Source organism: Collinsella aerofaciens (assembly GCF_005845035.1).
Classification (GTDB): domain Bacteria; phylum Actinomycetota; class Coriobacteriia; order Coriobacteriales; family Coriobacteriaceae; genus Collinsella; species Collinsella aerofaciens_I.
This window is the reverse complement of the sequence record NZ_SPFO01000014.1, coordinates 1-25926: the sequence shown is the minus strand read 5'-3', so window position 1 is coordinate 25926 and position 25926 is coordinate 1. Positions and strand designations below refer to the sequence as shown.

Genomic DNA, 25926 nt, shown 5'->3' with positions numbered 1-25926 from the left:
CAAAATTCAGACTTGCTGATCACGCCGGAGCACACTAACGCTTCGTCCTGCTTACAGAGCTTCATAGACACGCTCCTCATCTTGCTCGATGCTTTTGCGGAATGCCGGGCGCATGTGCTCTGGTGGGTTGGTGACGATATCAACCTTTCGCCCAAGTTCCTTCTCGAGCTTATAGGAGAGTTCGTAAAGCGTGCCGAACGTCATGGTGTTGCCGCAGACTAGGCGCAAGTCAATATCGCTATCGGGCGTTTGCTCGCCTCGGGCAAACGAGCCAAATAAATATGCTTCGCTGACGTCGTATTGAGCCAGCACGCGGCATACCGCGGATGATATGTAATCAAGTGAAATCATGTCTCAATTGGGCGATTGACAGTAGAACGTCCGAGGGCCAGCGCCGAAACCGCCAGGCCGGCTTTTTGTCGTTCGGCGAGCTCGAAGATAAACGGGGCGTTTGATCTAATAAATTCTGTCAAGAAATTGAGGTCATCAGCAGTAAATTCTTCGACGTTGAACCATTTGATCGCAGGCAAGAAGCAATTCGCATGGTCAAAGCCAAAGTCAACCGGGCGTTCGACGGCTACGCGAACGGTTCCGTTTTCTCTTTTCTCTGAGTAGGCAAACTGGGTGCCATCATCAAGCTGAACATAGCTCCAAAGCATGTTTGCCTCCTTAGTGTCTACATCCGCGTATAAAGAACAGATTAGATGCAGCGTGATGCGAATTGAATTATTCCCATAAGACCTGAACTGCTGATTATTTGTATTAGCGAGACTCGAACCACCTCACACTTCAGTGTCTTTTTGACATGGAAAACTGTCGTTGTGCGTTGGTCGGGCTTTATGTCATGGATCGTGCCTAGATTCGAACGCCTGCATGCTTAACGGCTTGCAGGCGTTCGAACAGCTCAAGAAGGCCGGCGTCTATTACGTTCTTGGCAGCCTCAACTGTATGAACCGATTCGTGGTTCATGTTAGATAGATCCTAAGCCATTTTGCTTTTAGGTGGGTCGATCTTAAATTTTATACCTGGTTATCTTCTTCCATTCGGCCGGGAAACCCATGGCCTCAAGGAGGCGCTCCTCGCCGATGCTCTCATCCAATGACAAGTATCCGTTAACGCACTTGACGAGCTTAGCCTTGAATGCTTTGAACTCGTCGTCGCGCAGGAGGTATCGAAGCGTGATCACTGCCGAGAAGACGTCTACCATGCCACAAACGCAATCCGGCCCAATCTTTTCGATGCCGAGCTTGGCGTGTAAGGCCGTGTCAGGAATCTCAAAGTGGCACCTGTGGGAGAAGAGGCGCTCGCCATGCGCGCAGACGTTCCTGTAGAGGGCGAGCACACGGATAAACGAAGAGAGTTCCTTTGGGTTTCCGACCCCGAACCTCTTGGCGATCTTGGTTTTCTCGTTGTCCCTAAGTGCCGTGAGCATTTTCGAAATCTGTCCGAAGGTCATGGCGTTCACGGCGACCCATAGCGGCACGTTCTTATTTGCCCTGCGGTAGTAGGCGAGGTATTCATGGCTGGTATCCTTGTTGGCGATATATTCAAGCATGTTCAGCAGCTTTGGGAGAACACGCTTCGCGCCCTTCGATGTCGCGTAGCAGCGAGCGTCTAGATACTTACTCTGGGACTCGCCATATGTAGCGCAGAACTTGTAGGCAAGCGCCGACCTGATCTTCGCCTCGACCTTGAGCAGTGCATCGAGCATTATCTCCCTGAGCTCTACGTCGAACTCGTAAAGCGCTAGGATGTCTTCAAAAGTGGCGCCTTCGCGGTATACCCGGGTGCTCGGGTCGCGGAAAAACGACTGGTAACCGTTCACGACCGGGAAATACTGTACCAAGCAGGAAAAGCGTCACGGAAGCGGCGATCCAGTTGCTGTCGCCGGTCTTAGGGAGCGCTGTTGTGTTCGCGGCGATGCTCTTGGGCTTGGACGGCGTAGACACCGTGGTCTTGGTCACCGTCGTCTTGGCCGTTATGTTTGTCTTGGGAATCGCAGCTGCGGGTTTCACTGTGGGGTCCGTCGCGGGTTCTGCACCGGGCTGCCCCGCAGCAGGATCACCAACAGTCTCACCCGTCCCGCCGCCTGGCACGCCTTCTCCACCGGTCTCCCCCACCGGAGGCGTGGCCGCATCGGGCTCAACCACCACATGCGGTGCCACCGCACCGGAGACATCTACCACGCTACTAGCACCAAAGACCCCGCCAGCAGGCGCAACAAACCGCGCGGACACAACCGACCCGCCCGTGCAAGCAACCCCGCCATCTGCACCGGCCGCATCAAGCCACGAGGCGTCGACGGAAAGCCGACAGCCGGCCGCGCCAGCGCCAAGGCCCGCATCCTGCAGATACACGCCGTAGGCGCGCACGCCCGCTCCGGACCCGGCGCCCGCTGCAACGACCCGCCCGCCGCCGCGCACGGCCATGTCGCCTGCGATCACGCCGGCGACCGCCTCGTCCGTAATATCGGCCCCGTCCGCCCGGGCGTCGACGGTGCATCCGTCCACCACGAGCGCCTGCGAGATGTGGATCCCGCACTGCGAGCCCGTCGCCGTCAGGGTCCCGGTGCCGCGGAGCGTCAGGTTGCCCCACGCCTCCATGCCGCACAGCGTGATGTCCGCATCGGGCGCATGCGACTCCGTCACGGAGTTCTGCCCGGCAAGCGTCAGCACCAGGTCGCCTTCGGCGCCGATGGCCTCGCCCGCGTAGCCGTTGAGCTCCAGGTGGTCGGCATCGGTCCAGGCCCAGCCGGGGTCCGATACGCCCGGCTCGTAGTATGTCGCGCCCGCGATGATGAGGCTCTCCGCGCCCGCGGCATAAGAAGGCCCGCCCAGCAAAATGTATAGGCAGGCCATGGCGGTAAACATCTTGCAGTCCCTTTTAATGAGAAAGCAAATCGCTATAACCGAGTTTGTCCGAACATCGCGTAAGGCATGAGTCAGGTCGAAGGTGTTCATCGAGACGACAGGGACAGAGATGCCTTAATAGGTCGTCTCGATCTGGGCGAACCCCTCGTACCTAGGATCGACGCACCTCGATAGAGAACGCGGGGGCGCAGTTTGCCGCATTCCGCTCATCGACAGTGTTGGGCCATCGCTTTAAGGAACCTGTCGATGAAAAGGAAGAGTCTGGTAGCGTATGGCCACACGCAGGATCTACCGGCGAGCACATTGCGCAACCTTTTGCAGAGCAAACCGCTGCCAGGGCCTGGTTTGGAGACGATATTCCAGCCTAGGATGGGAGGCAATCATCATTGCGCAGCTAAATCTCCAACAATGTTGAACAAATAGGATGTCATTTGCTTGAAATCCGGATAGCTTTGGTGGTGTCGATATTAAGGGAGCTATCGGAACAGCTCATCATGGCTGCCGGTGCGTTCAAAGAAAGCTACCTCTTCGTTTGATGACCATATGACAAGCCAGTCGCCAGAGTTTGCTACGTGACATTCGTTTCGCCCTGCCCAGTTGCCGCTTAGCCGGTGCATATTATGACGTCGTTTTAATATGTCCATTGACTCGGGTGTATTCTGTAGCACCAGGTCAATTAGCTTTTGAAGCTCGGATAGATCCCATTTACGGCGCTTTGCTTTTTTCTTTAAATCGCGGGAGAAGGCTGCAGAGAACTCTGCGGTTAACGTGCTCATTGTGCCATCGCCGCAGCGATAAGATCGGCGCCATTGTCAAAACGTCCTTTTTTGCCAGATGCAAGAAACGCGTCCCCCTCGCGAATGGCCTCAAGGCTTTCGGCATTGGGCTCCTCAGGGGCAAAAGTCAACGGGATGCGATGGGTGTTGACCATTTGCTTGAAGAATGCGCGCGTCACGGACGACAAATCAAGTCCATAGTAATCAGCCACTTCTGCTGCCTCGCGTTTGAGGTCATCGTCAACCCTAATGGTTAATGTTGAGCTTGCCATTTTTGGACCCTCCAATCGTGTGAGTGCAACCTTAGTATAAAGCACATACACTAGTAGATTATGTAATTACAATCAATTAACTAAGCCTTTTAGTGGTACGGCACCTCATACATTGCATGCAGTAAAAAGGCAACGCTCCCTTTCGGAAAGCGTTGCCTTTAAAGCTTCTACAGGGCTCTTGTATTGCAGCTAGGTATGCCGCACGCCCCAACAGCGATATGCGGCACCTAGAAGCCCCAGTCCCAACAGGAGTAGCGTAAAGGATGCGGCGATCCAATTGTTGTCGCTGGTCTTGGGGAGTGTCGCTGCGGTCGCGCTGGTGGCTTTAGGCTTGGACGGCGCAGGCACCGTGGTCTTGGTCACCCTCGTCTTGGTCGTTATGTTTGTCTTGGGCGACGTAGCCGCAGGCTTCATTGCGGCAACCGTCGTTGGCTCCGTACCGGGTTGCTCTGCAGCGGGACCGGCGCCACCATCAGGCGCGCCCGTCCCGCTGCCCGGCACATCGGACCCATCGTTCTCCCCCGCCGGAGGCGTGACGACATCGGGCTCAACCACCACATGCGGTGCCACCGCACCGGAGGCATCCACCACGCCACTAGCACCAAAGGTTCCGCCAGCAGGCGACACAAAGCGCGCGGACACAAGCGACCCGCCCGTGCACGCAGCGCCGCCGTCGGCGCCGGTCGCATCGAGCCACGAGGTGTCAACGGAAAGCTGACAGCCAGCTGCACCATCGCTCAGGCCCGCATCCTGCAGGTACACGCCGTAGGCACGCACGCCGGCGGAGGGCGCGGCACCGACGGCGACGACGCGCCCGCCGCCGCGCACGGCCATGTCGCCGGCGATCACGCCGGCCACGGCCTCGTCCGTGACGTTTGCCCCGTCCGCCCGGGCATCGACGGCGCAGCCGTCCACCGCGAGCGCCCGCGAGACGTGGATCGCGCACTGCGAGCCCGATGCCGACAGTGAACCGGTGCCGCGGAGCGTCAGGTCGCCCCACACCTCCATGCCGCACTGTGAGATGTCCGCATCGGGCGCATGCGACTCCGTCACCGTGTTCTGCCCGGAAAGCGTCACGACCAGGTCGCCGTCGGCGCCGATGGCGTCGCCCGCGTAGCCGTCGAGCTCCAGGTGGCCGGCATCGGTCCAGGCCCAGCCGGGACCCGACACGCCCGGCTCGCGGTACGTCGCGCCCGCGATGAGCAGGCTCTCCGCGCCCGCGGCATAGGAAGGCCCGCCCAGCAAGACGCATAGGCAGGCCATGGCAGCGATCGCGATGTGATGACGGCTGGTGTGGGACTCGGCGGCAAACATACCCGCTCCGATCTTCGCAGGAGCCAATAGAATGTGCACCAGAAAATGCCCTGGTGGCAGCACTTATTAGTCTAGCGAGATCGATGCGGGGGCAAAGAGAAATCGCGTGAGCAATGTGCACAATTAGGTGTAAATCGTTTTGTCAGTCGGTGAAAGGAAGAATCGACTTACAACCTCCGTTTCGATTCTTTAAAAGCAGGTAGCATCCTTCAAATTGACAGCATGATACTCCGAAGTGAATCTGAACTTGCGTCATGACATCTCAAGCAATCTGGATTTGGTAATGTAGATGCGATGCAATAAGAATATATATTCGTTAAATTTGGGTGTGGATGATGGAGGACGGCGTCGTGATTGAACTGCTCTTTCGGGCCTTCTCCACGAATTCGCTGATCCAGGATCTTGTTGTGTTCTTGAGGATCCGGATGTTTTCGGTCGCTTCAATGTCGATTTCCACCTTTGCCTTGTCGGCGATGTCGTCCGGCAATGTCGGCAAACCCTTGAGATCAGTCTCCCTGTACTTCTTGGCAAACATGGAGACGTATCTTTCGACAAAGAGCTTTTTGTCGCTTATGCTTAGCTTGGAGAAGAGGCTCATCAAACTGAAGCGGGAGAGGAGTTCCGCCGGGAAAGTTTCATCGATCTTCCCGAGGGGGCAGTTTGTCGTGAACACGATGATGAACCCGTGGAGATCATGCTCCATCCCTTGGGAGTCCGTGAACGATCCTGTCTCGAGGAGATCGAGGAAGAAGTTCCAGACGGCGGGTTCAGCTTTCTCGAACTCGTCCACCAGGAGAATTCCGGCATCGGATGAGTCGATCTTCTTTCCCAGCTCGCCTTCTTCGCTTCCCATGTATCCTCTCGGGCTGCCGATCAGGGAGTTGAGAGAGTCCTTACTGCTGTAGTTCCCGAGATTGACCTTAGGGAGGGGCTGGCATGGCGCGATTGCCTCGCAGAGGATCTTGGCAACTTCTGTTTTCCCGACACCCGAAGGGCCAAGAAGGAGCAGCGAGAATACTGGCTGCTCGCCGAGCGCATTGAAGAGCCTGAAGCTGCGCGATCGGGATTCGAAGGAGCGTTTGAATTCGATCTGGCCTATGAGCTCGCTTTCGAGGGTGGTGAGGACTTGCATGAATTCGAGTTCGTCGAGGGATACGAGTGTTCTCTTTCCTCTTTTGTCCTTCTGGGTGCCCTCATCGACCTCGATGTCGCAGTCTATTATGTCGTCGAACATGGTTCTCAATTGGTATGCTCCTTCGTTCACGGTTTTATCGTCTCCGATGAAGAGGGTGCCAAAGGGTAGCTGGTGGACGAGGAGCTCGAATTTCGATGCCAGCTGGAGATCGCCCGATAGTAAGCCCATGAATGATGAAACGTCCACGACGAGCTTTTTCTCGGAAAGGAGCTCGGAGATTTGGTCGCTTCCGTGTAGTTCGAGAAGTGACATCAACTTGAAGCCGTCTACTCCGAGCTGGTCGATCAGGGCTTTATACTGGGATTTGTTGTATGTGACGAGTTTGCGCATGGCGTTGCCTATCAAGCCTCGAAGGACACTGCCTGAATGACAGCAAGGATGTCTATGTAATAGCCCTGTTCTGCCCGATTGCCGCCGACGGTCATGGCTGTGGGTGACGGGTTCTTTCCGCATATAACAATGTCGTTCTGCGGCGTGCGTTTTGGGTCGCCTGGCTGCTGGAAGTAATCAAAGGGGCTCTTCATCTGAGCCGGGGTGATTTTCCCTTTGCATATCCCGACGATGCCGACCTTTCCGATGAGCAGGTCGTCGATTGTGTACCCGCTTTCGAACATCTCTTCTCCGTCGAGGGGAATCTTCGCGTACAGCGGCGTTCTTCTTCTTGCGCGGTTTCCTCTGAGCTTGAAGGCTGCGCCGTCTCCTATGAAGGATTGCATCATGTGGCCGATGTCGAGGTCTCCGGCATCGTGGACGGTGATTCCGTCAAAGGTCCCGCTCATGATCGCCATGATGCCTCGAATCTCGTCCTCATTGATGAGCTTCAGCGAGACATCGCCAATGTATGCGAGGTCGCCTTCTGCAAGCGTTGTTCCGCTTTCGGGGGCTTTGCAGTGCTCCATTATGTCGGCGAGCATCCGGCTATTTGTGTTCACGTATTCGAGGGTGTCCACGATCTTCTCTTGTTTTTCGTGCCTGACGCTTCCTTCGAGTTTTGCCCTGAGTTTCGTCAGGAAGGGAGGGTTGAGCTCCGCTTCGGCGTTCAATGATGCTCTCTTTGTCGTCCCGTTCTGGTTTTCCTTGGAGCTTGTAGTCTTGAGCTTGTTGTCCAGGAGCATCCTCGTCTCGAACACCTTCTGCTGATTCATGTAGTAGACGGTGAAGAGGCCTGGTATTTTATTTTCTGGCATAGTTCCTCCGCTCCTTTCCTTTAGCGTGGGGCTGTCGTTGTTTTCGCCCCTCGTTATCCGCGTACCATCCGTTTCACACCATACGTATCATTGCCACTCCGAAAAAGCAATCGAACTCACCATGCAGCCGAGACGGATAGAAGACCATGGTCACAGCGAAGAAGGCGCGACCGGCTCATACTTCGATCTATGCAACAAATGAAATCAAGCTGGCACCGCGCAAGCGTAAATCAAGACCGCTGGCATTGAAGCGCACGACAAGTGGCGCATCGGTGTTACTCCTGTCTGGAATGCCCAAATCGGCTCTCAAGCTCCTCAAGATTTCTCAAGAACCAACACCTTCTCATCGCGCCGGTTTTCGTTTCAACGTTCGTTTCTTTCAGTGCATTCTTTATCTCAAGTATCCATTCAACTAAAGCCGCCGATGGCGCCCCGCCCGGAATCTGAACGTTATTAAGATGCACAAAGAACATGCGAAGCGCTTCCTGATTCGACGCATCCTCTCTGCAAAATGTCTCGACAATGACTCTCGGAGTAGCATTAACTAACACTTTGACATCGCGTTTCACTGCATCGTTGAGACGACGAGCAAGCTCTCTGCCCGTCAGTTCCTCCGCTCTCTCAGATATCATCAACTGAGTCGACATCCTTTTATTCAACTCTGTCTGAGCATAACGCTTAAGTACTTCAGCGAGCTCCCGTCTCTCCCGCCTCTCGTCTGTATAAAATACTGGTCCAGAAAGGTGCTCAATAGCTTTGTCTGGATCGGCATCGATCACTTTCTTGCAATATTCGATAAAGTCATCTTGCGAAAATGGACATTCCCATTCGAGATCGGATAGCAGGTAATAAACATCGAACACGTCGTGCAAACAATCGACTGAATAATGCCCCCTGGAAACTAAATTAAAATAATGCTGCGCGAGTGCATCTACATCATCGTCATCAAGAGCGTACGCGCCCCGCATCTCTTTAGCGATCTCTCTAATTTCGAGGGTATCGCAGTTGCTCGGATACCTTTTTCCAATGTACGCTTTAAACCCTTGCTCAAGATCATCCTTTGTTACTTCGCCTGAAGGGTCGAAAGCCCTACCTATCACGGAGAAATCAGAGTATTGCTCGTAAAGAGCCACGCCACGCTCGTATTCAAGAGCTTTCGGACTGAGCAATTCCGCCGGCGCGTCGTTTTTCGGCATGTCGGGTGCGCTCCCCATGGAGGTCAACAAAGCAAAATGGACTGCGTCTCGCAGAGCATTAAACCGGTTTTGGGGTGCAATTCCTGTATCTTGAACCACCTCAAGACTGCAAATTCTTCCGATTAACTCATGAGCACGTATCATTGCTCGAGCATTTACGCATCCGCTGGCCTTTACTCCCGCAAGTATGGCACCATACATATCAAGGTCTTCCGATGGGCGGCAGTCTCCCATGAGAATTTCTTTTGCCAATGCCGACGGGAAAGGTCTGAACGAATAGACTTTCCAAATTAGTTTTTCGCGTACGTCCCTATCGAACGCTCGCAGTGGTTGCCCATCGCTGCCTCCCCAGGCATTTGAAACCAGCATGACCTTCATCCCGAGTCTTTCGATAAGATCGTTCATCGTTCCGAAGAGCGCCAAATCGTCGCCATGTTCAGAACGCCTCTCCACATCATCGAATACAAGAAAGTGCTTCTTTCTGAGCATTAGGCAGGCAACGGATTGTATCTCGACGGCGAGATTCAAGGATAATCCCGTTCTTTTAATAAAAGCTCTCGAAATGCCGTTGAGGGCGCCCCCCATCATTTTGGCAGCAGATTGCGTCTTCATGCTCTTGTCGCTAAGGTGTACGAGCGCCATCACAATGCGTTCGTATAGATCATCAGCAGTAGCAATTCCGAACATAGAAACGCGGACAAGTTCGTATTCGCCATCTTTAAGATGCTCGGCGAGCTTCTCTTCAATGAATCGGGTCTTTCCCGACCCCCAATCTCCCTCAAGTGCAATTGCATATTGATTGTCCTTATCCTTGAGATAGGAATCGATATGACAGATGAGCTGATCAGCAGGTTCTTTTGACCGGCATGTCTCCATTATTCCCTCCTGCATAAACTTAGAGCGAAAGATTTCCTTCGCCGCGCTAGATCAAACCGCAACCGAGGCCGCCCCGTCCACAACAATGATGTCACAAGCTTGATTGAAAGCTGGCAGTCGAGCCATGCTCAGTCCGCTCTATGTGTTTTGAGGCGACGCCGATGCGACGCGAGCACATCGGTCAGGATGCGATCGGTGGTCAACGTGGCAGGCCTATCTGCGAGCGAAATAGAAAAGAAGCGGCGCTGCCAATGGTAGCGCCGCTTACATCATCAAAGAAGAATCGCTATCGATCGTCTCCGGGACTTTTCGTTCAAAACCAGAGCATGTCGATTACTGATCATCGAAGTCCATCCACTCTACAGGCTGCATTAGACCGTAATAATCGACGGGCGTTTTAAATCGAATCCTGCCCAAATGACCGTCGCTCTTGCGCACCCAACTGCGTCCGTAGCGATCGGTGAAAGCCACCTCGCAACCGAGGGCCTTATGCATCGAGCAATCGAGATGCCCGATACACCTCACGGTTTTGCCCGGAGCAACGGACGAGAGCAGAACTCTGCCGTCGCTCCCCTCGACGTCCCTCCCGTCTTGAGGTCCGGCACCTTGGACGAGCACGGCAGTGAGGATAACTTGGTAAACGATGTCGTTGCTATTGTTCATCACTTCTAGGCCGAACTGTGTCCCGAAATCAACCCTGATCCTGCCAATCGTGGTCGTCTCCCTCTCGGGCATCCTGATCACACGGGCACAGATAGCCGACGCCTGGCTCCGCGCGGTCGCCCGGCGACCTCGTATCAGTGAGACAATCCACTGGAGGAGAGTGAGCGCCAGAGCTAGGAGAGCAACAACCGTGCCGAAATCGATTTGACCGTTGAAGCTAATTACAACGCCATTCGGGATCATTTGGTCAACCCATCCGCGAGTGCAGCCGCCTCAAGAAGAGGCTTCCAGTCATCGGGCGCTACTTGGCGAACGGATCGCCGCTCCCTTCGCACATCTCGCATTCTGACCGCAGGCCTCTCGTGAAGCCCGTGGCAAAAGAGCACGCAGTAGAGCTCGTATAACCCTTCTCCAGGCATATCATCATCGGAGCGCACGATATTACAGTCTCCTTCTTCTACAGATTCCGCCTTATGGAGACCCTACACCAACAATCGCGACACTACCTTCGCCATCGGCTCGTCGGCGTCCAAGCGCCACCTCCAATCAATCGCGCCCCGCCGCGAAAAGCGGGAAGCCGCCCCGGAGGGCGGCCCTTGACGTCGCGTTCGGACTACAGCCCGATGAACCCCCTGAGTCCAGGGTGGGAGAGCGCCATCATCGTAGCCATAATGAACACGAGGGCGACGTCTGCGGCGATCAGGCAGTTCCTCGGCCAGTTGCCCAGTTCCACCTTCCTGTGGTTGAAGGACATCTTCCAGATGAAGACCAGCAGGATGCAGACCGTGTTGATGAGCACGAAGCCCACGAGCGCGGCGAGGAGCACGATGGCGCGTATGCCGCCGTCGATGCCGAGCGCGCCCATCGCGGAGGTCGAGAACCCAATGCCGCCGTTGAAGGCGAGCACGACCGCCGCGAACACGCCGAGGATCGCGATGTACTCCATCCTCGTCTTGTCGAGGCGCTCGTCAAACTCCCTTTCCAGCTCTGCGCGTTTCTGGTCCGCCTCATCCCTTTCCGCTTTCACTTCGGCGATTGCCGCTTTGAATGCGCGCATGGCCTGCTGCTGTTCGATATCGTGGCTCAGCCTCGTCTTTTCCAGGTCGATGTGGTCGGCGAGTTTGAGGACACTTTTCGCCTGGTCACAAAGTCCATGCGTCGTCAGGTACTCATGGATGATGCGAATGTTCTCGGCGAGGCAGTTGACCGAATAGGGGACCCCTTCGTCCAAGTCCCCAGAGGACTGCCCGAGTGCGTTAAATACCAGGTCGCAGATGTCGGCATATCTATGGCGATAGGGCTCGCTCCCCCCATATAGCTTTGCGAAGAAGTTCGAGGCTCGGCGGATGTCCTCTTGGGAGAGCGCCGCGGCATCATCCGTGCTGGCGAGGGATTCGAGCATGTCGCGGAGAGCCTTGCGTTTCTGTGCGTCGTCGCTGCCTGCGTTTATTGGGGGAACTTTCAGGGGCGGCTTCGAAAGAGTCCCAATTTTGCTGGTGAGCAGAGAGAGGACCCTTCCGAAGTTTTCGGCCGCCTTTGCATAGTCTTGCTCGGTCACTCATAGACCTCGCTAGCGCACTGCATGATCAGCTCATTTGGGATGATTCCTTTGTGTAGGCGCTTCTGGTTGTAGATGATGTCCCACGGGGACCCCTCGGCGTGTGAGATCCTGACGAGCTCCCATGGGGATTTCTCGGCGAGCGTGTCCACCCCCGCATCTAGGAACGGGCGGATGGAGTCATTTATCTCGGTGTCGAACTCGCGTTTTATCGGGAAGCCGCCGCAGTCAGAGAACTCAACGTAGACATCTCTGATGACCGGGCCGTAGGGCCATGCCTCAAACTGGTCGGCGAATAGCAGCTCGCCGGTCTCGCTCGCGTGTATGACTTGCAGGAAGTAAAGAATCTTCTGAAGCTGAAGATTGCTGATGGGCGTGTTGTGGCGATATCGCCTGCTGACGGCGTACTCGGCGATTTCCATCGCGCAGTACTCTGTCCCGATTTGGACTTTCATCTGTTTCCTCCTTTTCCAAATCATACCAGTGATGTGCTTCCCATCTGTGCTTATTGTGATAAAAGCATCTCAGCTCGTCCGGACAATAAACGGACGGCCCCTCCAGAGGTGACTTCTGTCTCGGACGCGCCACTAGTCCTTAACAGCCCCAGCACCAGGACGACCGGCACGAGCGGCAGGAACGCCACGAGCGCGAGCGTCGTGACCGCAATGCCCAACGCCCATTTCACGTCTTGCCCTTCACACCACCTCCTTCCGCTCGAACCTGCAGGAGCGCGCCAACCGCGGGCTCAAGCGCCGCAGCCGCGCGACGCAGGCGTTCCCTGGCGGGAAGCCGCCCATCTGGATGATGGGCGCCGTGTACGCCGAGACGGACGAGGAGTGGGCCTGCCGCCGCCGGTTCGACGACGATTCCATCGGCAGGGCCGTGGAAGGCGCCGAGGCCAACGCGCCCGCGCCCGTCTGCGAGGGCATCGCCGCGGAGCACGCGGTCGGGATCATCGCGCCTGTCGTGGCCGACAACCCGATTCTTTGTTCTTTGCAGGAAGACGGCGTGACATGAACTTGATTGACGGCATTCCAGGTGATTCTCGGTTCCCCAGGCAGCCTGCGGCTACCCGGGGAACCGAGCCCTACACCAACATTCGGGACACTGCCGCCCGTAGTGATCTGCAAGACTCCCAATAAGCTTGGCGACCGACGCCGCGCTTGTCGACGCAGGACTTTACGCCAGGCACAAGAAAAGCCGCCGTTAAGGAACGGCGGCTTTTCTTGTGCCTGGCATATTTAAGAGCGCCTAGAGCATCTTGAGGTACTCCCCCAGCTCTTCCTCCCAGTCGGGCATGTGGAAGCCGGCGGACTCCAGCTTGGACAGGTCGAGCGCGGAGTGGCCCGGACGCGGGGCGATGGGACCGGCGGCGCTGGCGTAGTAGTCGGCGGTCGACACCGGCACGACCTTCCCGCCGTTGCCGTTGGCGGCATCGAAGACGGCGCGGGCGATGTCGGACCAGCTCTTCACGGCGCCCGAGCCGGTGCAGCCGTAGGTGCCGTAGGGGGTCTTCGCGTCCAGCACGTGGAAGATGGCCGCGGCCATGTCGCGCGTGAAGGTCAGGATCTCGTTCGCGCGCTTCTACACCGTCGAGCCTCACCATGCAGCCGAGACGGACAGAAGACCGTGAGCACAGCGAAGAAGACGCAACTGGTTCAACCTTCAATCAATCCAATAAATGAAATCAGATGCAGCCAACTTGTCCTTATCCAATTTTCCAAAATGATTTTTCGAAGCATCGTAACCGCAAATCAGCATCATGTAGTTTGATTTAAATACACCCAAGCCAATCGATTGCTTCTCATCAGAGAGGCCCACTATCTAAAACAGGTCATAAATTCTATTTTTATAGCTTGCTTTCTTTGGCTGAAACAATTGTCTCACGTGCATGAACTCCATATGCATTTAAGGTCTCTGTGCTTTACGGGTCGAAGCATATTAAATGGTTGATGGGGCTAATATACCCTCTTCCTTGACGATCAGTAAAATCCGTATGATTAGAGTCGCAGGCCGTCCCTCTCCCTAGTCCCGCTTAAACAAATCCCTCGTGTACACCTTGTCCGCCACGTCCGCGAGCTCGTCGCTCCAGCGGTTGGCGACGATCACGTCGCAGCCGGCCTTGAAGGCCTCCAGGTCGTGGGTCACCTCGGAGCCGAAGAACTCCAGCGTCCAGCGTGGACTCGTAGACCACCACGGGCACGCCCTTGGCCTTCACGCGCTTCAAGACGCCCTGGATGGAGCTCGCGCGGAAGTTGTTGGAGTTCGACTTTATCGTCAGGCGGTAGACGCCCACGACCGGCTTCGGCTTGCCCTCGTAGACGCGGGCAAGCCGAAGTGACATAACCTATGAACAGTGTATAAAACGAACTTCAACAACGTTGGGCAATAGGAAGAGACAAGCTTCTCAATAAATGCCGTCGCCACCCACGCAGTGCAACCAAGCGGTGGAATCGTCGAGTAAACTCTTCATCGCACGGCGAAGATCCACTGCGACCCTCGGTCAAACTAGATGCCTATGAGAGCGCGAATCTGTTTGGGCAACAGGCGTCCTAAAGTTGAAACAAATAAATATGACCCGATAAGCGTTAGCGCCCAAAGTGCAAATGTCAAAACCTCTGGCGGCATGGCCAATAATCCGACCAGCTTCCCCACAACAGCAAGCACAAGGATATGGCAGAGATAGATGCCGAAAGAAGCATTACCCAGTCCAACAAATGGAGAGGTCGATGCTTTCATCTTGAATGAGGCCGGAATTGTCATGAATAGGGCAATGGCGGCTAGCGAGGTAGCGAGTGAACTGATTTTAAGCTGGGTCGTTGCCATATTGAAATCACCAGCAGCATACCACCAGAAAGACGCTATCTCCTGAAAGGCCAGACAAGTGCAGAAAACTATAAAGACCCGAAAAGTGTGTTTTCTAATTAACTTGTCCCAACGTTTCCAATCAAGACCGACTACGTAAAAGATGAGCCATAACGGGCAAAGAACCTGTATCTGCGGCAATGCGACTCCAGCAAAGCAGCACATTCCCTAAATAGCAAGCAGACTGGAGTTATGGCGTAGACAAAGTACCTATGTCGTAAAAGGAGCTTGAACAGCAACGGTGTAAGCAATACCAGCTGAACGTATACAAGCAGGTAGTACATCTGAGCAGAAGCAGAACCAATTATGAACGCGACAATCCCAGATGCCAGTGAATGATGCGGAAACACGATGAGGTAAACGATACTCCAAAGCGCATACGCACGGCGACCTTGCGAACGCGACGCTGAAGCACCCCCCTGATCTTATCCTCGTCAGTCAGAAAACCGGACAGGAAAAGGAATAAAGCAACCGAGAAATTAAGAAGCAGTCGCAATGCGACTGTCGCGGGGCACTGCGGAAGACAGTGAATAAGCACGACTGCGGCGATCGCGAGCCCACGAAGGGCCTGGAGATATCGGTCCCTTGCCATCTAAGCGCCCCTTACAATAATCTTCTTGAGACGACGCTTGATACCACCAAGCTTACCGCGAATTCGCTGCATAAGTGTAGGACGAAAGTCCCACTTAGACATAAGGTTAGGAATAGAAGTTCCAGAGGCTACGTCTTTGAGGAACTCATCGCGCTTCGGATACGGCGCAACGGAAGAGACAAGACTAGGATTACCGGCAATGACCTCCTCGAGGGTTGCCGGACCGTTCCAGGTGAGCCTCGAAATTACATTAAAAGCGCGCTCACCCTTCAGCGTGTTGCAGAGAACGGCTGAGACACCCTTGGAATAGTCGACCTCGGGATGGATGCCCTGGAATCCCCAGAAGTCACCCAAAGTGACGTCGGAGCCGCAGCCCCTCTTGGCCGGACATACGAAGCACGAGGGCCTCAGCGACGCGTTGGCCAGAAATGCTTTCATGTACCAGTCCTGATTGAAAATGGTGGATTCACAAGTAGGAGATGGGTCTTTCTCCACTATGTACTCGTACATAGCGGAGTAAGACAGCCATCCGGCTTTCTTACTCCGCATATTAACGTTGCAGACGTTCGAACCGCGGAGCGCATTCTTGTAGTCAATCCACTTCGACCACAGACGCGGCGCCGGGACGCCGTGGCAGATGACGTCGACAGTCAGGAGTAGGTCGCTCTCCCCCGTCTTTCCCAGATAGCGCTTGAGGCCCGCGACCTGGCACGCGGTACCAGCGAAGAGCACACGGCGACCAGAGCGGATTGCATCGCGAACCCCCGCGTAGACCTCCCTGCCTACGCGGCTCTGGACGTACTTGGAGCGCATGACACGATCGAGAGAGACAGCGTCCTCGACCAGCACATGCTCGACGTGGCGGCAACCGTCGGCCCAGGCGGCTCCGCAGACAACACCGCCGCCCGCGATCACGCTTTCTGCTAGGAGGCCAAAGATGCCGCCACTGGAGGAAGCCTCCAACAGCTCACTGGACTTGCCCTTGGCCCAGCGGATCCCGAGAGCTTCGTCGCACTTGCCCCCGCCAAGCGCGGGACATACCGAATCGCACGAATGGCACCCCACACAGGCGCCTGCATCGATAACGGGATGTAGGAAGCCAAACTTATCCTCCTGCATGGAGATGCACGACTTGGGGCACTTCGCGGCACATGCACTACAGCCACAACAGGCATCGCCGAGCTTGGATATCTTCATCTCGTCATAAGACACAGCGAACTCCTAACGAAGGAACGGCAGGCGAGCAGCGAGCATGTTCTTCTCGTCGGCATCGAGTACGAACGCCCACATAGCGGCCATGAACAGGACGGTGTAGACAGCACCCCAGCAGAGGAACAACGCCCATCCAGTGACGGGCACGAAGGCTGATCCAAGCAGGCATGCTGCGAGGACGCAAGCGGAGACCAACAGCACGGGAAGGTTGCGGCGCCAGTAGAAAACCATATCGAGCCCAATCCTCTTCTGGTAATACCAGTTCATAAAGAGGCCGTTGCCCAACGAAATGCTCAGAATGTAGGCGATGGCCGGAGCCCAATAACCCAGAACAGGTGACAGAGCCCAAGTGAACACAACGTTGATGCCCGCCATGCAGAGATAAACGACGGAGCGAGCCTTGTGCATGTTCTTGGCGCGCTGAATCTCGATTCCTGTGTTCTGACACAGGGGAATTCCCAGTGGCAGCGCCATGGCGCAGATAAGCCAGTACGCGTCCATGAAGCCCTCGCCCGCCCACTTGGCAATGAAGAAGCGCCCGAGAAGGACAAATCCACAGTACACCCAGCAGAATAGGAACATCTGGTAGCGTCCCACGCGCGTCATGAGTCGGGTGAGTTTAGTGTTGTCATCGCTTGTGGCTACGATACGATTGATCATTGGAACAAAGACATTCGACATCACCGTTGAAAGGGAAACGAAGACGCTACGAACTTGAATTGAAATTGCAAACACTGATACGGTGACGGCACTCGTAAGAGCGCCAAGTAACATATTTGGAACACTCTGGTTAACCAGTTCACAAATCTGATTACCAAATATCCACGCGCTGAACGCGGCAATCGAGAGGAAGAGAGACCCGTCAAAGTGGAAAATATCAAATCTCATGCCAAGCTTTAAGACTGCGAACCTGGCGTTCAGAACCAACAGTGTCAATGCAACTGCAAGCTGCGCCGTCGCAACGCCCGCCGCCCCCATCCCAAGATTGAGCAGCACGAAAGCCACGCCAGGAGTCGCCAAAGATGTGAACATCTGCCTCGACTGTTGAAACTTGAACTGTTCATGGGCAAGAATGTACGCATCGAAGACGGTTGAAAAAAGCGTCACGGCGACGTTGAACGACATTATCACCATGAGCTTACCCGCGAGTCCCACCTGGTTGTCCGTGAAACTATCTGAGAAAAATGTCCCAACATTAGCAGAAAAGAGTAGGCCCAGCGCAAGGGCCACGACACAGACCGCAATGTAAAGCATGAGATACATGCCGTTGAGCCTGCGAATGTCGCCCTCGCTACCCTTCGCTCGTTCCTGCGTATAGAAGCGGATGTAGGCCTCGGAAAAGCCGAAGGTTAGAAGTGTAAGCGAGAATACGAACGAGTTGGACGTCTGGTATACGCCGTAGTCAGCCTGGCCCACGAATGCCAGCAGCATGGGCGTATAGACGAGGTTGACCAGGTTCTTGACTATGATGTTTGCATAGCCGAGTATCGCACCGGTCTTACGTTGGCTAACCATGATAGACAATTTCTTTTCTCGATTTGCTGAACAGGGATCGATTAAGGAACGAATCGAATTTTGCGCGCTCAATTCGAAGCTTATCCTCAACATCAAAGGATTTTGGCTCCCCGCTTTCGAGGTAATTCCAATTTGCTTCACGCCAATTACCTAGGCCAAGCTTCTCAGCCAAGGTATCGAACCGATCGCTCATGTCGAATTGCGAACCTGCGCGTTCGAACATCAGAAGCGGCTTACGATATAGGAGCGTAAAGATGCTTCCGTGGTAAGAATCAGTAGCAACAAGCGAGGAGTTCCTTATGAGGTAGATGAACTCAGAAGGTCCACAGGCAAAGAACCGAGGATCCCCCAGAAGATCTACGACCTCCAATCCCGCTCGTTTGCAATATTCGTCGAACATCGCAACCTTGGGAGAATCACTACCGAGAAAGTACTTCAGGGCATAGCGCCTAGGAAGTAAAGCCGCAGGCGCTTCGGCGAGTTTATCCCAATCTGCAGCGTCAAGCATAAGGGTTGGATCGATCAAAACCTCCGCGTCCAACCCAGCGCATTCCCTAATCAATCTTGCGGCGTTCTTCTCCCTAACCGATATGAAATCAAACGCAGCGAGTCTTTCCCTGTATGCGCTTTTTTTCTCCATGGGCAGCTCAGGTGCAGAAATGCTAGCCGAGAGAGACACTTTCTTGACACTTTCGGCAAAGCAAAGAAACATAGCACCATTGCTATCAGGAATGTAAGGGGACCAAATCTGATCGCTTCCCGCTACAAAAGCGTCGAAACCATCGGATTTTCTCGGCGGGAAATCCGGCAAAGAATAATTCGGCTCATATTTAATATGTTCCTCATCGAATCGAAGAAACGCTGAATGCCTCGCTCGTTTGGCCCCCCTCTTTCCAGCGAAGCTATCGACAAGAAAAACTTTAACCTGGTGCTTTAGGCTGCAACGTGGCTCGCTTTGGCGAATCGTGCTCGCATCCGCTCCCCTTCTTTGAAGCAGCTCCTGAACAGCATAATTCTGTAGACGCTGACCATAATTGTCCCCAAATGTAAAAGTAACAATTCCGACCTTCATATTACCAGTCACTCCTTAGAAAGGGCCGACGTACTCTGAGCAATGGACTTCCACCTTTCGACGAGCGCAAGCCCTATAAGCAAGAACAGCAAGGCATTATTTGCCCTCGTAAAACACTGAGTGTAGATTGTCGCAGTTGCCGCAAGCGCAACAAGGGAAAGATAAAGAACGTATGGCCTGCGCCCCCGACACCCGCAAGACACGCAGAAGACATAGAAAGCAAACAGGGCAATAAGGAACCAAACGCCCAGAAGGATGACCAGCGATCCAAAATCAGCTTGGCCGAAATGAGTAAACCCGCAGAAGGCGCCCTCGTGGAATGTTGCTGCGCCCAAACCGATACCAAAAAGCCAGCTTGACGCCAAATTTAAGGCATAACCGATTATTGCAATTCTTTCTCCACTGCCCACCGCATCGGTTCCTATCGAACTAGAGCTTTCCACAAGGTCAAATAACGACAGGACATTGTCATCAAAAAAGTTTGCGAACGATGAATTGCATATGTACAGCAAGAAGACAATTCCCAGCAGGACAGCAAGAAACATCAGGCCCTTGGCGATTCTCATGAAATTGATCGATGACAAACCTTCGGCATAGAAAAGCAGAAGAACGATGGGCATCAAGGCGAACAAAGCCTTGTTGTCGTTCAAGGCGGCAATACCAAGTGAGCTAGCAAGAACCGCCGCCGCGCAACAAACGACGGGGATTCGCAACTCCCCGCTTCCATCCCGTATCCTGTTCAAATCAATGAGCAAAACGAAGCACGAGAACAACGCAACGGCATGGGTCGAAGCATACATGAAAAGACCTGAAATCAGGTCTTCATAGAAGGGAATTTGGCCCGTCATGGGGGCGGCCGCCATAAGAGAATATGGGTAATAGACCTGAATTAGAATAACTATACAGTTGACGGCATAGACAACGTTAAAGAAAACAATCCATCGCTGCTTGCCGAAATCCAGCAAATCTGACCTGTTGGTCTTCAGCATCACGATGAAGAGCGCATAGAAAAAGAAGGTCTGTATGGCTTTAAGGTTGTATGAGGTCTTACCGGGAACTATGCTCCCAGCAGAGTAACTCAAAACAAGGAGCATCGTAATTAGGCAGACGAGGAAAAGCAGCTTCTTCGGAATCTTCCAGCCACTGAAGATAAGGCGAACTCCAATGAGAAGAAAGATAACGTTATTTACGATTCCGGCCATACCAAGGTATTCAAGCAGAAAAACCTTAGCCATAATCAGACTGATTATCAGTGCATCTATCCCCGACCCTGTTTTTTTCTCAAGAATACTCATATGGTGAACTCTTGTTTTCGTTTCCGTGAATTTGCAGCCTCGATTTTTTTTCGCTCCCGACATGAATAGAAAATACGCAGCGGCAAAGAGAAGCAATTGTCTAGCCGGAATCTGTAGGTTCGGCATTGCCTCTCATTTTCGATGGCATTTTGCGCAGTTGGAATGCTCGGTTTCGCCAAAGCAATGAATGCGTCATTGGTCGCGAGGGCCATCGCGCCCCCATCGTGATTAGCGCGGAACCCGTTCAACAACTCCAGCAACTTATCAGGCTCGTCGAGCAGCTGGCACAGCTCCTGCTCCGAAGAAAGAACCTGGCCACAATGCGTCATACTCACAAACTCAGCTATGTTACCGCTTGATGGACAAGTGATGATAAAAGCATTTGAGGCATATGCCTCCATGCAGGTGTACGAATACGTCTCTAGGCATTGAGACCAAAGTAAAGCAGCATCCACATTCTCGCGTCGCAGCTCGTCAATCATAGCATTGGGTTTTCCTGGTGAAAATTCGACGAAGACCCGTCTCATTCCGCTAGGTAAAGGCTTCGTCTCGTTGTTGAACACAACGAATTCATATTTTCCCTGGCCACGAAACGCGTCAACAAGGCGACACCAACAGTCCCAGCCTTTTATAGACTGTTGTTTCCCAAGATATGCAACTTTGATTGCATGATTGGGAGGAAGCATCTCCTTGTTGTCAAGATAAATCCCGACGTATCTTTGATGTGGAATTACCGTGCAATGCCCCTTTGCTTCCGGATGGAAAGATTGCACCATTCTTTCGACAACGCTTGAAGGGCAAGCAAATACTATGCGATGAAGCTCGTTGTGCAGAAGCCTCCAGATGCAATCTTCACGAATAATGCTGTCAGCGTAATAGGCACATCCCACGCATTGTGCGTCGCCCAATCTAGCAGATCCGCATAATTGTGTACTATCCTGTATCAAATTATAGTTTGTGCAGCACAGGTAGTAGTCATGCGCATATACGACCAGCTGGACCTTGGGATACGAAGATACTATGCCAGCAATCGATTCAAGGTTCCATCCCATGAAGTGATGGATGTAAATGCATCCCAGTTCATACTCGCCATCGAGCAAACGTCCTACCCTAGCCAAGAAAGCTTCAAGGCTGAAAACTCCTGCGAACTTACCATCGCATATCACACCGAATGAGTTGCTGAAAAGCCTCTTTGCAAATTTAGAAGAACCGCCAATGGGAAATAAGGCAATATACTTGATGCCAGCGTCATTGGCAGCAACCTGATGACTCATAACGACCTTCGGCGTACCCGTACGGTCAATAAGATAGTTCGAAAGCGTTATGGCAATGAACAGTTTCTTCTTTTTCATTCGTTCGGCCCATCCTGCATGATGGCCCGCAATGTCGCATCAAGATATGCATACCCCCACAGTGAATCAGGTTCCAGGTAGGCACCTTCTCCCCACTCGTTCCAAGCGTTTAGAAAGACCACCTTCTTGTCTAAGTCGCGCCTACGGCGCACCTCGTCAATCGTGTCCGCAAGCCATCGTCCATATAGCTCAGGCGTGCTCCCGTGAAAAATCGTTCCTCTGTGATTCCTTCGGGCCGTGTTGTCCCACATGGGCATAACGGCGGGATAGACCTTCTTATCGCGGCTCCAAGTCGCATATCGCTTATTCTCGACCAAATCCGCATAGTCGTAGACGGTGCCGCCGAAATCTTCGCGCAACGGACGCACCTGTTTGGTTATGTTGCGACAGTTGTGCTGCACCTGCTTGGGTTGGAACTCGCTCTCGGCATCAAAGCCAACTGCCGACCAATCAATGTTGGTATCACGCTCTTGCACGGCAATAAGATAGGGTTCTGAGCCGCATTCGTCCTTACAAATGCGGCGCCACTCAGAAATCACATGCTCCGGATCTCGAATAAGCGATGGGCGATACACGGATAGGACGGGCTTGCCGTCTATTCGGAGATATCGCTCATCGCTGAAATCATGGACAACATCCCTCATGAAGGCGGTGTAGTTCTCGGAACTCTGGGTGATCTCCATCAAGACATCGTTGCTCGTACCGCTGAATCGCTTTGTCCAGTTTTCATTCGCCCAGCAATAAAAGAAAGGCATGTCAAGGTTTGAGTCATCCAGAAACATATCTAAAGGTCCTTCGAGAAGTCTCTGACCACCATCGAACCAGTAGTAGTAAAAACAGAAAGCTCCTACGCCATAATTCTTCGCAAGCTCAATCTGCCTTTGCATATTGCATTTCAAGCGCAAATCGTAATAGCCGAGCTCGCCGGGCTTCCTTGGCTGATAATGCCCCGTGAACTGAGGGACGGCCTTGCAAACATTGTTCCACTCAGTGGTTCCTCGTCCCCACCAGGAGTCATTTTGAGCATTGGGGTGGAATTGCGTCAAATAATATGCCACCAACAGCACGTCCGACTTAGCCTCATCATGCCTTCGATAGCCGACGTAGCCCTCGGCACGCGCATCATAACTTTCTAGGACATACTCGGCGTAAGAGCTCAAAAGGTCATTATCAGCCACAATACGCAAGGAGCCCGCATCGGCTGCCGCTTCGCGTTCGAGAATACGCTCATAACGCCTGACTCTGAGGTTTTCTTTAAATTCAGCGCTCAACGGGAGTTTCCAAAACAAACCTTTAAGCTTCTCGTTGATTTGTCCGCAGTTAAAAAGATTCATCGACATTCACCATCACGTATTCCAGCCTCGAGAGATGAACGACCCAAAGCTTCCGCGATCCGCTCGCTCGCATGTCCGTCGCCGTAGGGATTGGAGGCGCGGGACATGGCGACGTACTCCTCGTCGTCGCAAAGAAGCCTACTGAACTCGCGGTAGATGGCCTCCTCCTCGGTGCCGACGAGCTTCAGCGTGCCGGCGGCCACGCCCTCGGGGCGCTCGGTGGTGTCGCGCATGACGAGCACCGGCTTGCCCAGGCTCGGGGCCTCCTCCTGGATGCCGCCCGAGTCGGTGAGGATGAGGTGGCTCGCCGCCATGAAGTTGTGGAAGTCGAGCACCTCGAGCGGGTCGATGATGTGCAGGCGGTCGAAGCCGTCGAGCTCCTCGTGGGCGGCCTTGCGGACGAGTGGGTTCATGTGGATGGGGTAGATAGCCTTAGTATCGGGGCGTTCCACCATCACGCGGCGGATGGCGCGAAACATGCGGTGCATGGGCTCGCCCAGGTTCTCGCGGCGGTGCGCCGTGATGAGGATGAGTCGGGAGCCCTCCGCCCACTCGAGCTCGGGGTGGGAGTAGCCCTCGCGTACGGTGGTGCGCAGGGCGTCTATGCCGGTGTTGCCGGTAACCCAGATCTTGGACTCGGGCTTGCCCTCGGCGAGGAGGTTCTTCTTGCTGGCCTCCGTGGGGGCGAAGTAGTACTCGCTCACGATATCGACGGCCTGCCGGTTGAACTCCTCCGGCCAGGGGCTGTAGATGTCGTGCGTGCGCAGGCCCGCCTCTACGTGGCCCACCGGGATCTGCAGGTAGAAGCATGCGAGTGCGGCGGCAAAGCTGGTCGTGGTGTCGCCGTGAACCAGGACCACGTCGGGCCTCTCGTCCTCGAGGACGGCCCTGAGCTTGAGCAGCACGTCGCACGTAACGTCGAACAGAGTCTGTCCCGGCTTCATGACGGCTAGGTCGTAGGCGGGTTTGACGTCGAACACGCGAAGCACCTGGTCCAGCATCTCACGGTGCTGACCGGTGACCGTCACAACCGTGTCGAACTCGTCGGGGCGCGACCTCAGCTCGTTCACGAGCGGGCACATCTTAATGGCCTCCGGGCGAGTGCCGAAGACGAGCATAACTTTTTTCATATCAGCCTTTCAAAGCAAGTTGATAGCCGTCGAGAGTTTTCTCAGCAGCCTTCTCCCACGTGTATTCCGTAATTACCTTTCGGCCGAAAACCTCGTCGTAATTGACGGCGTAAGCCTCATCCAGCGCAGCCCTGATGGAGGAAGGGCTGCTGACATCGCAATAAAACGCGCTGTCACCGAAATAATCCCGCGTCGTTCCTTTGGGAGATACCACGATATTGCACCCCATAGCGGCTGCCTCCAGACTCACGAGGCCCGGCGTCTCGAACCAACTAGGCAACACGCTCACACGGCACTCGCGGCACAGCTTGTAGATGTCTTCGTTGGGAATTTGCTTAATCCATTCCATGTTCGGATTGGCTTCTATCTCCGACACAACCTTGTTCGCATACTCGATATGCCCGGGAGACTTCTTTCCCACAAAGACGACCTTGTAATCCGACCCCTCCACCGCCTTGATTAGGTTGAGCTGGTTCTTGCGAATGTCGATGCGGCCGATGCAAACAATCCATCCACTGAATCGCTCGTATCCTGTTGATTCAACCTCTTTCGCGGCCTTAATGCTCTCGACGTCGACGGCGTTGGGGACGACCACATAGTTGTCGGTGCGAAAGCCGAGATGAGCCGCTATCTGGTCCATCTCGGTCTTTGCATTCGGCAGGAACACATCGCAGTTGTCCAATATCTCGAGCTGCATCTTTTGGAAGCTATGTGTCATAAGGTAGCGTGCACCCTCGCTGCGCTCCCCGCGCAAGACGTACTTTCCGAAGGCCTTGAGGCGCTCCATTCCATCGACGCTAAGATGTTTTCCCAAAAAACCTCTCAGGCCGTTTGCTGCGCTTTTTTCGAAGCTGTCAGTCGGCCAGTAAATCGTGGAGAGCACGACAGGCTTTCCGGCCTCCTTGGCGTTTTTCGACTGGATGAAAGTTTCCTGGACCCGCGTGAGGTTGAACAAGTGGACCACATCGTATCCAGAAACATCGGGTCGCAAGTCCAAGGACAGGTCGACATCAATACCCTTTGATTCAAGGGCCTCCTTCGTCTTTACAAGTTGTGTCGTGTCACCGCCCGCTAGATCAAAAACGTTTTGGCGGGTCTGCATCAGTACTTTCACAGCTGCTCCATATTTGCTTTTTCAGAAGAGCTAAACAGGTATTCTTCGAGCTCTTCCTCCCAGTCGGGCATGTGGAAGCCGGCCGACTCGAGCTTGGACAGGTCGAGCGCGGAATGGATCGGGCGCGGGGCGATGGGGCCCTCGGCGCTGGCGTAGTAGTCGGCGGTGCTGACCGGGACCACCCTGTCACCGTTGCCGTTGGCGGCCTCGAAGACGGCGCGGGCGATGTCGGCCCAGCTCTTCACGGCTCCGGAGCCGGTGCAGCCGTAGGTGCCGTAGGGCGCGTGGGTCCCCAGCACGTGGAAGACGGCCTCGGCCATGTCGCGCGTGAAGGTCAGGCGGCCCAGCTGGTCGTCCACGACGGTGATCTTGTCCAGCTTGTCGCCCGGGTCGGCGACGCGGTCGGACAGGCCCTTCATGGTCTTCACGAAGTTGTGGCCCTCGCCGATGACCCAGCTGGAGCGCATGATGTAGTGGCGCGGGCAGCCGGCCACGGCGATGTCGCCGGCGGCCTTGGTCTGGCCGTAGACGGAAAGTG

General features: G+C 54.4%; 27 protein-coding genes. 1 reads left to right on the top strand and 26 read right to left on the bottom strand.

Annotated elements, in window-relative coordinates; genetic code table 11:
* Positions 1 to 51: 51 nt before the first annotated feature.
* From FGQ67_RS07145 to FGQ67_RS07085, 13 genes are all read right to left on the bottom strand, one after another.
* Positions 52 to 351, bottom strand: a complete 300-nt coding sequence (locus tag FGQ67_RS07145) for a nucleotidyltransferase family protein (protein WP_138340964.1) — start codon at positions 349 to 351, stop codon at positions 52 to 54.
* Positions 348 to 659, bottom strand: a complete 312-nt coding sequence (locus tag FGQ67_RS07140) for a hypothetical protein (RefSeq protein WP_138340962.1) — start codon at positions 657 to 659, stop codon at positions 348 to 350. The genes FGQ67_RS07145 and FGQ67_RS07140 overlap by 4 nt, the downstream gene beginning before the upstream one ends.
* 353 nt (positions 660 to 1012) lie before the next feature.
* A complete protein-coding gene (locus tag FGQ67_RS07135) occupies positions 1013 to 1825 on the bottom strand; it encodes an Abi family protein (RefSeq protein ID WP_171025245.1) in 813 nt (270 codons plus the stop codon).
* Positions 1758 to 2870 carry a hypothetical protein gene (locus tag FGQ67_RS07130; protein ID WP_171025244.1) on the bottom strand — a complete coding sequence of 371 codons (1113 nt, stop codon included), beginning with the start codon at positions 2868 to 2870 and terminating at the stop codon, positions 1758 to 1760. Before FGQ67_RS07130 ends, FGQ67_RS07135 begins: the two co-directional genes overlap by 68 nt.
* Positions 2871 to 3346: 476 nt before the next feature.
* Positions 3347 to 3646, bottom strand: a complete 300-nt coding sequence (locus FGQ67_RS10405) for a type II toxin-antitoxin system RelE/ParE family toxin (protein ID WP_117641041.1) — start codon at positions 3644 to 3646, stop codon at positions 3347 to 3349.
* On the bottom strand, positions 3643 to 3918 hold the full coding sequence (locus tag FGQ67_RS07120; protein ID WP_055310766.1) for a type II toxin-antitoxin system RelB/DinJ family antitoxin: 276 nt from the start codon (positions 3916 to 3918) through the stop codon (positions 3643 to 3645). Before FGQ67_RS07120 ends, FGQ67_RS10405 begins: the two co-directional genes overlap by 4 nt.
* 189 nt (positions 3919 to 4107) lie before the next feature.
* The gene (locus tag FGQ67_RS07115; protein ID WP_138340956.1) at positions 4108 to 5259 is read right to left on the bottom strand and encodes a hypothetical protein; all 1152 of its coding nucleotides are present in this window, start codon (positions 5257 to 5259) and stop codon (positions 4108 to 4110) included.
* Positions 5260 to 5548: 289 nt separating this feature from the next.
* Positions 5549 to 6757 (bottom strand): AAA family ATPase, encoded by a 1209-nt coding sequence (locus FGQ67_RS07110; RefSeq protein ID WP_171025243.1) that lies wholly within the window; start codon positions 6755 to 6757, stop codon positions 5549 to 5551.
* An 11-nt stretch (positions 6758 to 6768) separates the two neighbouring features.
* Positions 6769 to 7614: a hypothetical protein gene (locus FGQ67_RS07105; RefSeq protein WP_138340952.1), complete on the bottom strand. Its 846-nt coding sequence runs from the start codon at positions 7612 to 7614 to the stop codon at positions 6769 to 6771.
* 275 nt (positions 7615 to 7889) lie between these two features.
* Positions 7890 to 9686 (bottom strand): P-loop NTPase fold protein, encoded by a 1797-nt coding sequence (locus FGQ67_RS07100; protein ID WP_171025242.1) that lies wholly within the window; start codon positions 9684 to 9686, stop codon positions 7890 to 7892.
* Positions 9687 to 10019: 333 nt separating this feature from the next.
* On the bottom strand, positions 10020 to 10592 hold the full coding sequence (locus FGQ67_RS07095; protein WP_138340948.1) for a hypothetical protein: 573 nt from the start codon (positions 10590 to 10592) through the stop codon (positions 10020 to 10022).
* A gap of 370 nt (positions 10593 to 10962) precedes the next feature.
* The gene (locus tag FGQ67_RS07090; protein ID WP_138340946.1) at positions 10963 to 11907 is read right to left on the bottom strand and encodes an MnhB domain-containing protein; all 945 of its coding nucleotides are present in this window, start codon (positions 11905 to 11907) and stop codon (positions 10963 to 10965) included.
* Positions 11904 to 12362 (bottom strand): Panacea domain-containing protein, encoded by a 459-nt coding sequence (locus FGQ67_RS07085; RefSeq protein WP_171025241.1) that lies wholly within the window; start codon positions 12360 to 12362, stop codon positions 11904 to 11906. The genes FGQ67_RS07090 and FGQ67_RS07085 overlap by 4 nt, the downstream gene beginning before the upstream one ends.
* Positions 12363 to 12585: 223 nt before the next feature.
* Between FGQ67_RS07085 and FGQ67_RS10285 the strand changes: the two genes are divergently transcribed.
* Positions 12586 to 12924 carry a transposase gene (locus FGQ67_RS10285; RefSeq protein WP_212746022.1) on the top strand — a complete coding sequence of 113 codons (339 nt, stop codon included), beginning with the start codon at positions 12586 to 12588 and terminating at the stop codon, positions 12922 to 12924.
* 234 nt (positions 12925 to 13158) lie between these two features.
* Here FGQ67_RS10285 and FGQ67_RS07075 read toward each other — a convergent pair whose 3' ends face one another.
* The 13 genes from FGQ67_RS07075 to FGQ67_RS07015 all read right to left on the bottom strand — a co-directional run.
* Positions 13159 to 13473: a sugar nucleotide-binding protein gene (locus FGQ67_RS07075; protein WP_271735716.1), complete on the bottom strand. Its 315-nt coding sequence runs from the start codon at positions 13471 to 13473 to the stop codon at positions 13159 to 13161.
* A 459-nt stretch (positions 13474 to 13932) separates the two neighbouring features.
* A complete protein-coding gene (locus tag FGQ67_RS10400) occupies positions 13933 to 14055 on the bottom strand; it encodes a hypothetical protein (protein ID WP_271735689.1) in 123 nt (40 codons plus the stop codon).
* Positions 14056 to 14415: 360 nt separating this feature from the next.
* Positions 14416 to 14937 (bottom strand): acyltransferase family protein, encoded by a 522-nt coding sequence (locus tag FGQ67_RS07065; RefSeq protein ID WP_138340940.1) that lies wholly within the window; start codon positions 14935 to 14937, stop codon positions 14416 to 14418.
* A gap of 139 nt (positions 14938 to 15076) precedes the next feature.
* A complete protein-coding gene (locus FGQ67_RS10395) occupies positions 15077 to 15364 on the bottom strand; it encodes an acyltransferase family protein (protein WP_138340938.1) in 288 nt (95 codons plus the stop codon).
* Positions 15365 to 16576, bottom strand: coding sequence for a Coenzyme F420 hydrogenase/dehydrogenase, beta subunit C-terminal domain (locus tag FGQ67_RS07055; protein WP_138340936.1), 1212 nt, complete (start codon positions 16574 to 16576; stop codon positions 15365 to 15367). It lies immediately after the preceding gene.
* A 9-nt stretch (positions 16577 to 16585) separates the two neighbouring features.
* Entirely contained in the window at positions 16586 to 18091 is a 1506-nt protein-coding gene (locus FGQ67_RS07050) for a lipopolysaccharide biosynthesis protein (RefSeq protein WP_171025239.1), read from the bottom strand.
* Complete coding sequence (locus FGQ67_RS07045; protein ID WP_138340933.1) at positions 18084 to 19163, bottom strand: polysaccharide pyruvyl transferase family protein; 1080 nt, start codon at positions 19161 to 19163, stop codon at positions 18084 to 18086. The genes FGQ67_RS07050 and FGQ67_RS07045 overlap by 8 nt, the downstream gene beginning before the upstream one ends.
* 8 nt (positions 19164 to 19171) lie before the next feature.
* Positions 19172 to 20458 (bottom strand): hypothetical protein, encoded by a 1287-nt coding sequence (locus tag FGQ67_RS07040; protein ID WP_138340931.1) that lies wholly within the window; start codon positions 20456 to 20458, stop codon positions 19172 to 19174.
* Complete coding sequence (locus tag FGQ67_RS07035; RefSeq protein ID WP_138340929.1) at positions 20455 to 21810, bottom strand: glycosyltransferase family protein; 1356 nt, start codon at positions 21808 to 21810, stop codon at positions 20455 to 20457. The genes FGQ67_RS07040 and FGQ67_RS07035 overlap by 4 nt, the downstream gene beginning before the upstream one ends.
* Positions 21807 to 23144: a glycosyltransferase WbsX family protein gene (locus tag FGQ67_RS07030; RefSeq protein ID WP_171025238.1), complete on the bottom strand. Its 1338-nt coding sequence runs from the start codon at positions 23142 to 23144 to the stop codon at positions 21807 to 21809. Before FGQ67_RS07030 ends, FGQ67_RS07035 begins: the two co-directional genes overlap by 4 nt.
* Positions 23141 to 24274, bottom strand: a complete 1134-nt coding sequence (wecB, locus tag FGQ67_RS07025) for a non-hydrolyzing UDP-N-acetylglucosamine 2-epimerase (protein WP_138340925.1) — start codon at positions 24272 to 24274, stop codon at positions 23141 to 23143. Before wecB ends, FGQ67_RS07030 begins: the two co-directional genes overlap by 4 nt.
* Position 24275: 1 nt before the next feature.
* Complete coding sequence (locus FGQ67_RS07020) at positions 24276 to 25388, bottom strand: glycosyltransferase (protein ID WP_138340923.1); 1113 nt, start codon at positions 25386 to 25388, stop codon at positions 24276 to 24278.
* The coding region (locus FGQ67_RS07015; protein ID WP_138340921.1) for an SDR family oxidoreductase at positions 25385 to 25926 on the bottom strand (542 nt) is incomplete at its 5' end. The genes FGQ67_RS07015 and FGQ67_RS07020, both read right to left, overlap by 4 nt.

Coding starts and splice junctions, on each gene's coding strand:
- FGQ67_RS07030 (WP_171025238.1), bottom strand. CDS start 23,144: ATGAATCTTTTTAACTGCGGACAAATCAACGAGAAGCTTAAAGGTTTG.
- FGQ67_RS07040 (WP_138340931.1), bottom strand. CDS start 20,458: ATGAGTATTCTTGAGAAAAAAACAGGGTCGGGGATAGATGCACTGATA.
- FGQ67_RS07085 (WP_171025241.1), bottom strand. CDS start 12,362: ATGAAAGTCCAAATCGGGACAGAGTACTGCGCGATGGAAATCGCCGAG.
- FGQ67_RS07145 (WP_138340964.1), bottom strand. CDS start 351: ATGATTTCACTTGATTACATATCATCCGCGGTATGCCGCGTGCTGGCT.
- FGQ67_RS07045 (WP_138340933.1), bottom strand. CDS start 19,163: ATGAAGGTCGGAATTGTTACTTTTACATTTGGGGACAATTATGGTCAG.
- FGQ67_RS07100 (WP_171025242.1), bottom strand. CDS start 9,686: ATGGAGACATGCCGGTCAAAAGAACCTGCTGATCAGCTCATCTGTCAT.
- FGQ67_RS07110 (WP_171025243.1), bottom strand. CDS start 6,757: ATGCGCAAACTCGTCACATACAACAAATCCCAGTATAAAGCCCTGATC.
- FGQ67_RS10405 (WP_117641041.1), bottom strand. CDS start 3,646: ATGAGCACGTTAACCGCAGAGTTCTCTGCAGCCTTCTCCCGCGATTTA.
- FGQ67_RS07095 (WP_138340948.1), bottom strand. CDS start 10,592: ATGATCCCGAATGGCGTTGTAATTAGCTTCAACGGTCAAATCGATTTC.
- FGQ67_RS07035 (WP_138340929.1), bottom strand. CDS start 21,810: ATGAAAAAGAAGAAACTGTTCATTGCCATAACGCTTTCGAACTATCTT.
- FGQ67_RS10395 (WP_138340938.1), bottom strand. CDS start 15,364: ATGGCAAGGGACCGATATCTCCAGGCCCTTCGTGGGCTCGCGATCGCC.
- FGQ67_RS07130 (WP_171025244.1), bottom strand. CDS start 2,870: ATGTTTACCGCCATGGCCTGCCTATACATTTTGCTGGGCGGGCCTTCT.
- FGQ67_RS07140 (WP_138340962.1), bottom strand. CDS start 659: ATGCTTTGGAGCTATGTTCAGCTTGATGATGGCACCCAGTTTGCCTAC.
- FGQ67_RS07105 (WP_138340952.1), bottom strand. CDS start 7,614: ATGCCAGAAAATAAAATACCAGGCCTCTTCACCGTCTACTACATGAAT.
- FGQ67_RS07065 (WP_138340940.1), bottom strand. CDS start 14,937: ATGTGCTGCTTTGCTGGAGTCGCATTGCCGCAGATACAGGTTCTTTGC.
- FGQ67_RS07050 (WP_171025239.1), bottom strand. CDS start 18,091: ATGGTTAGCCAACGTAAGACCGGTGCGATACTCGGCTATGCAAACATC.
- FGQ67_RS07120 (WP_055310766.1), bottom strand. CDS start 3,918: ATGGCAAGCTCAACATTAACCATTAGGGTTGACGATGACCTCAAACGC.
- wecB (WP_138340925.1), bottom strand. CDS start 24,274: ATGAAAAAAGTTATGCTCGTCTTCGGCACTCGCCCGGAGGCCATTAAG.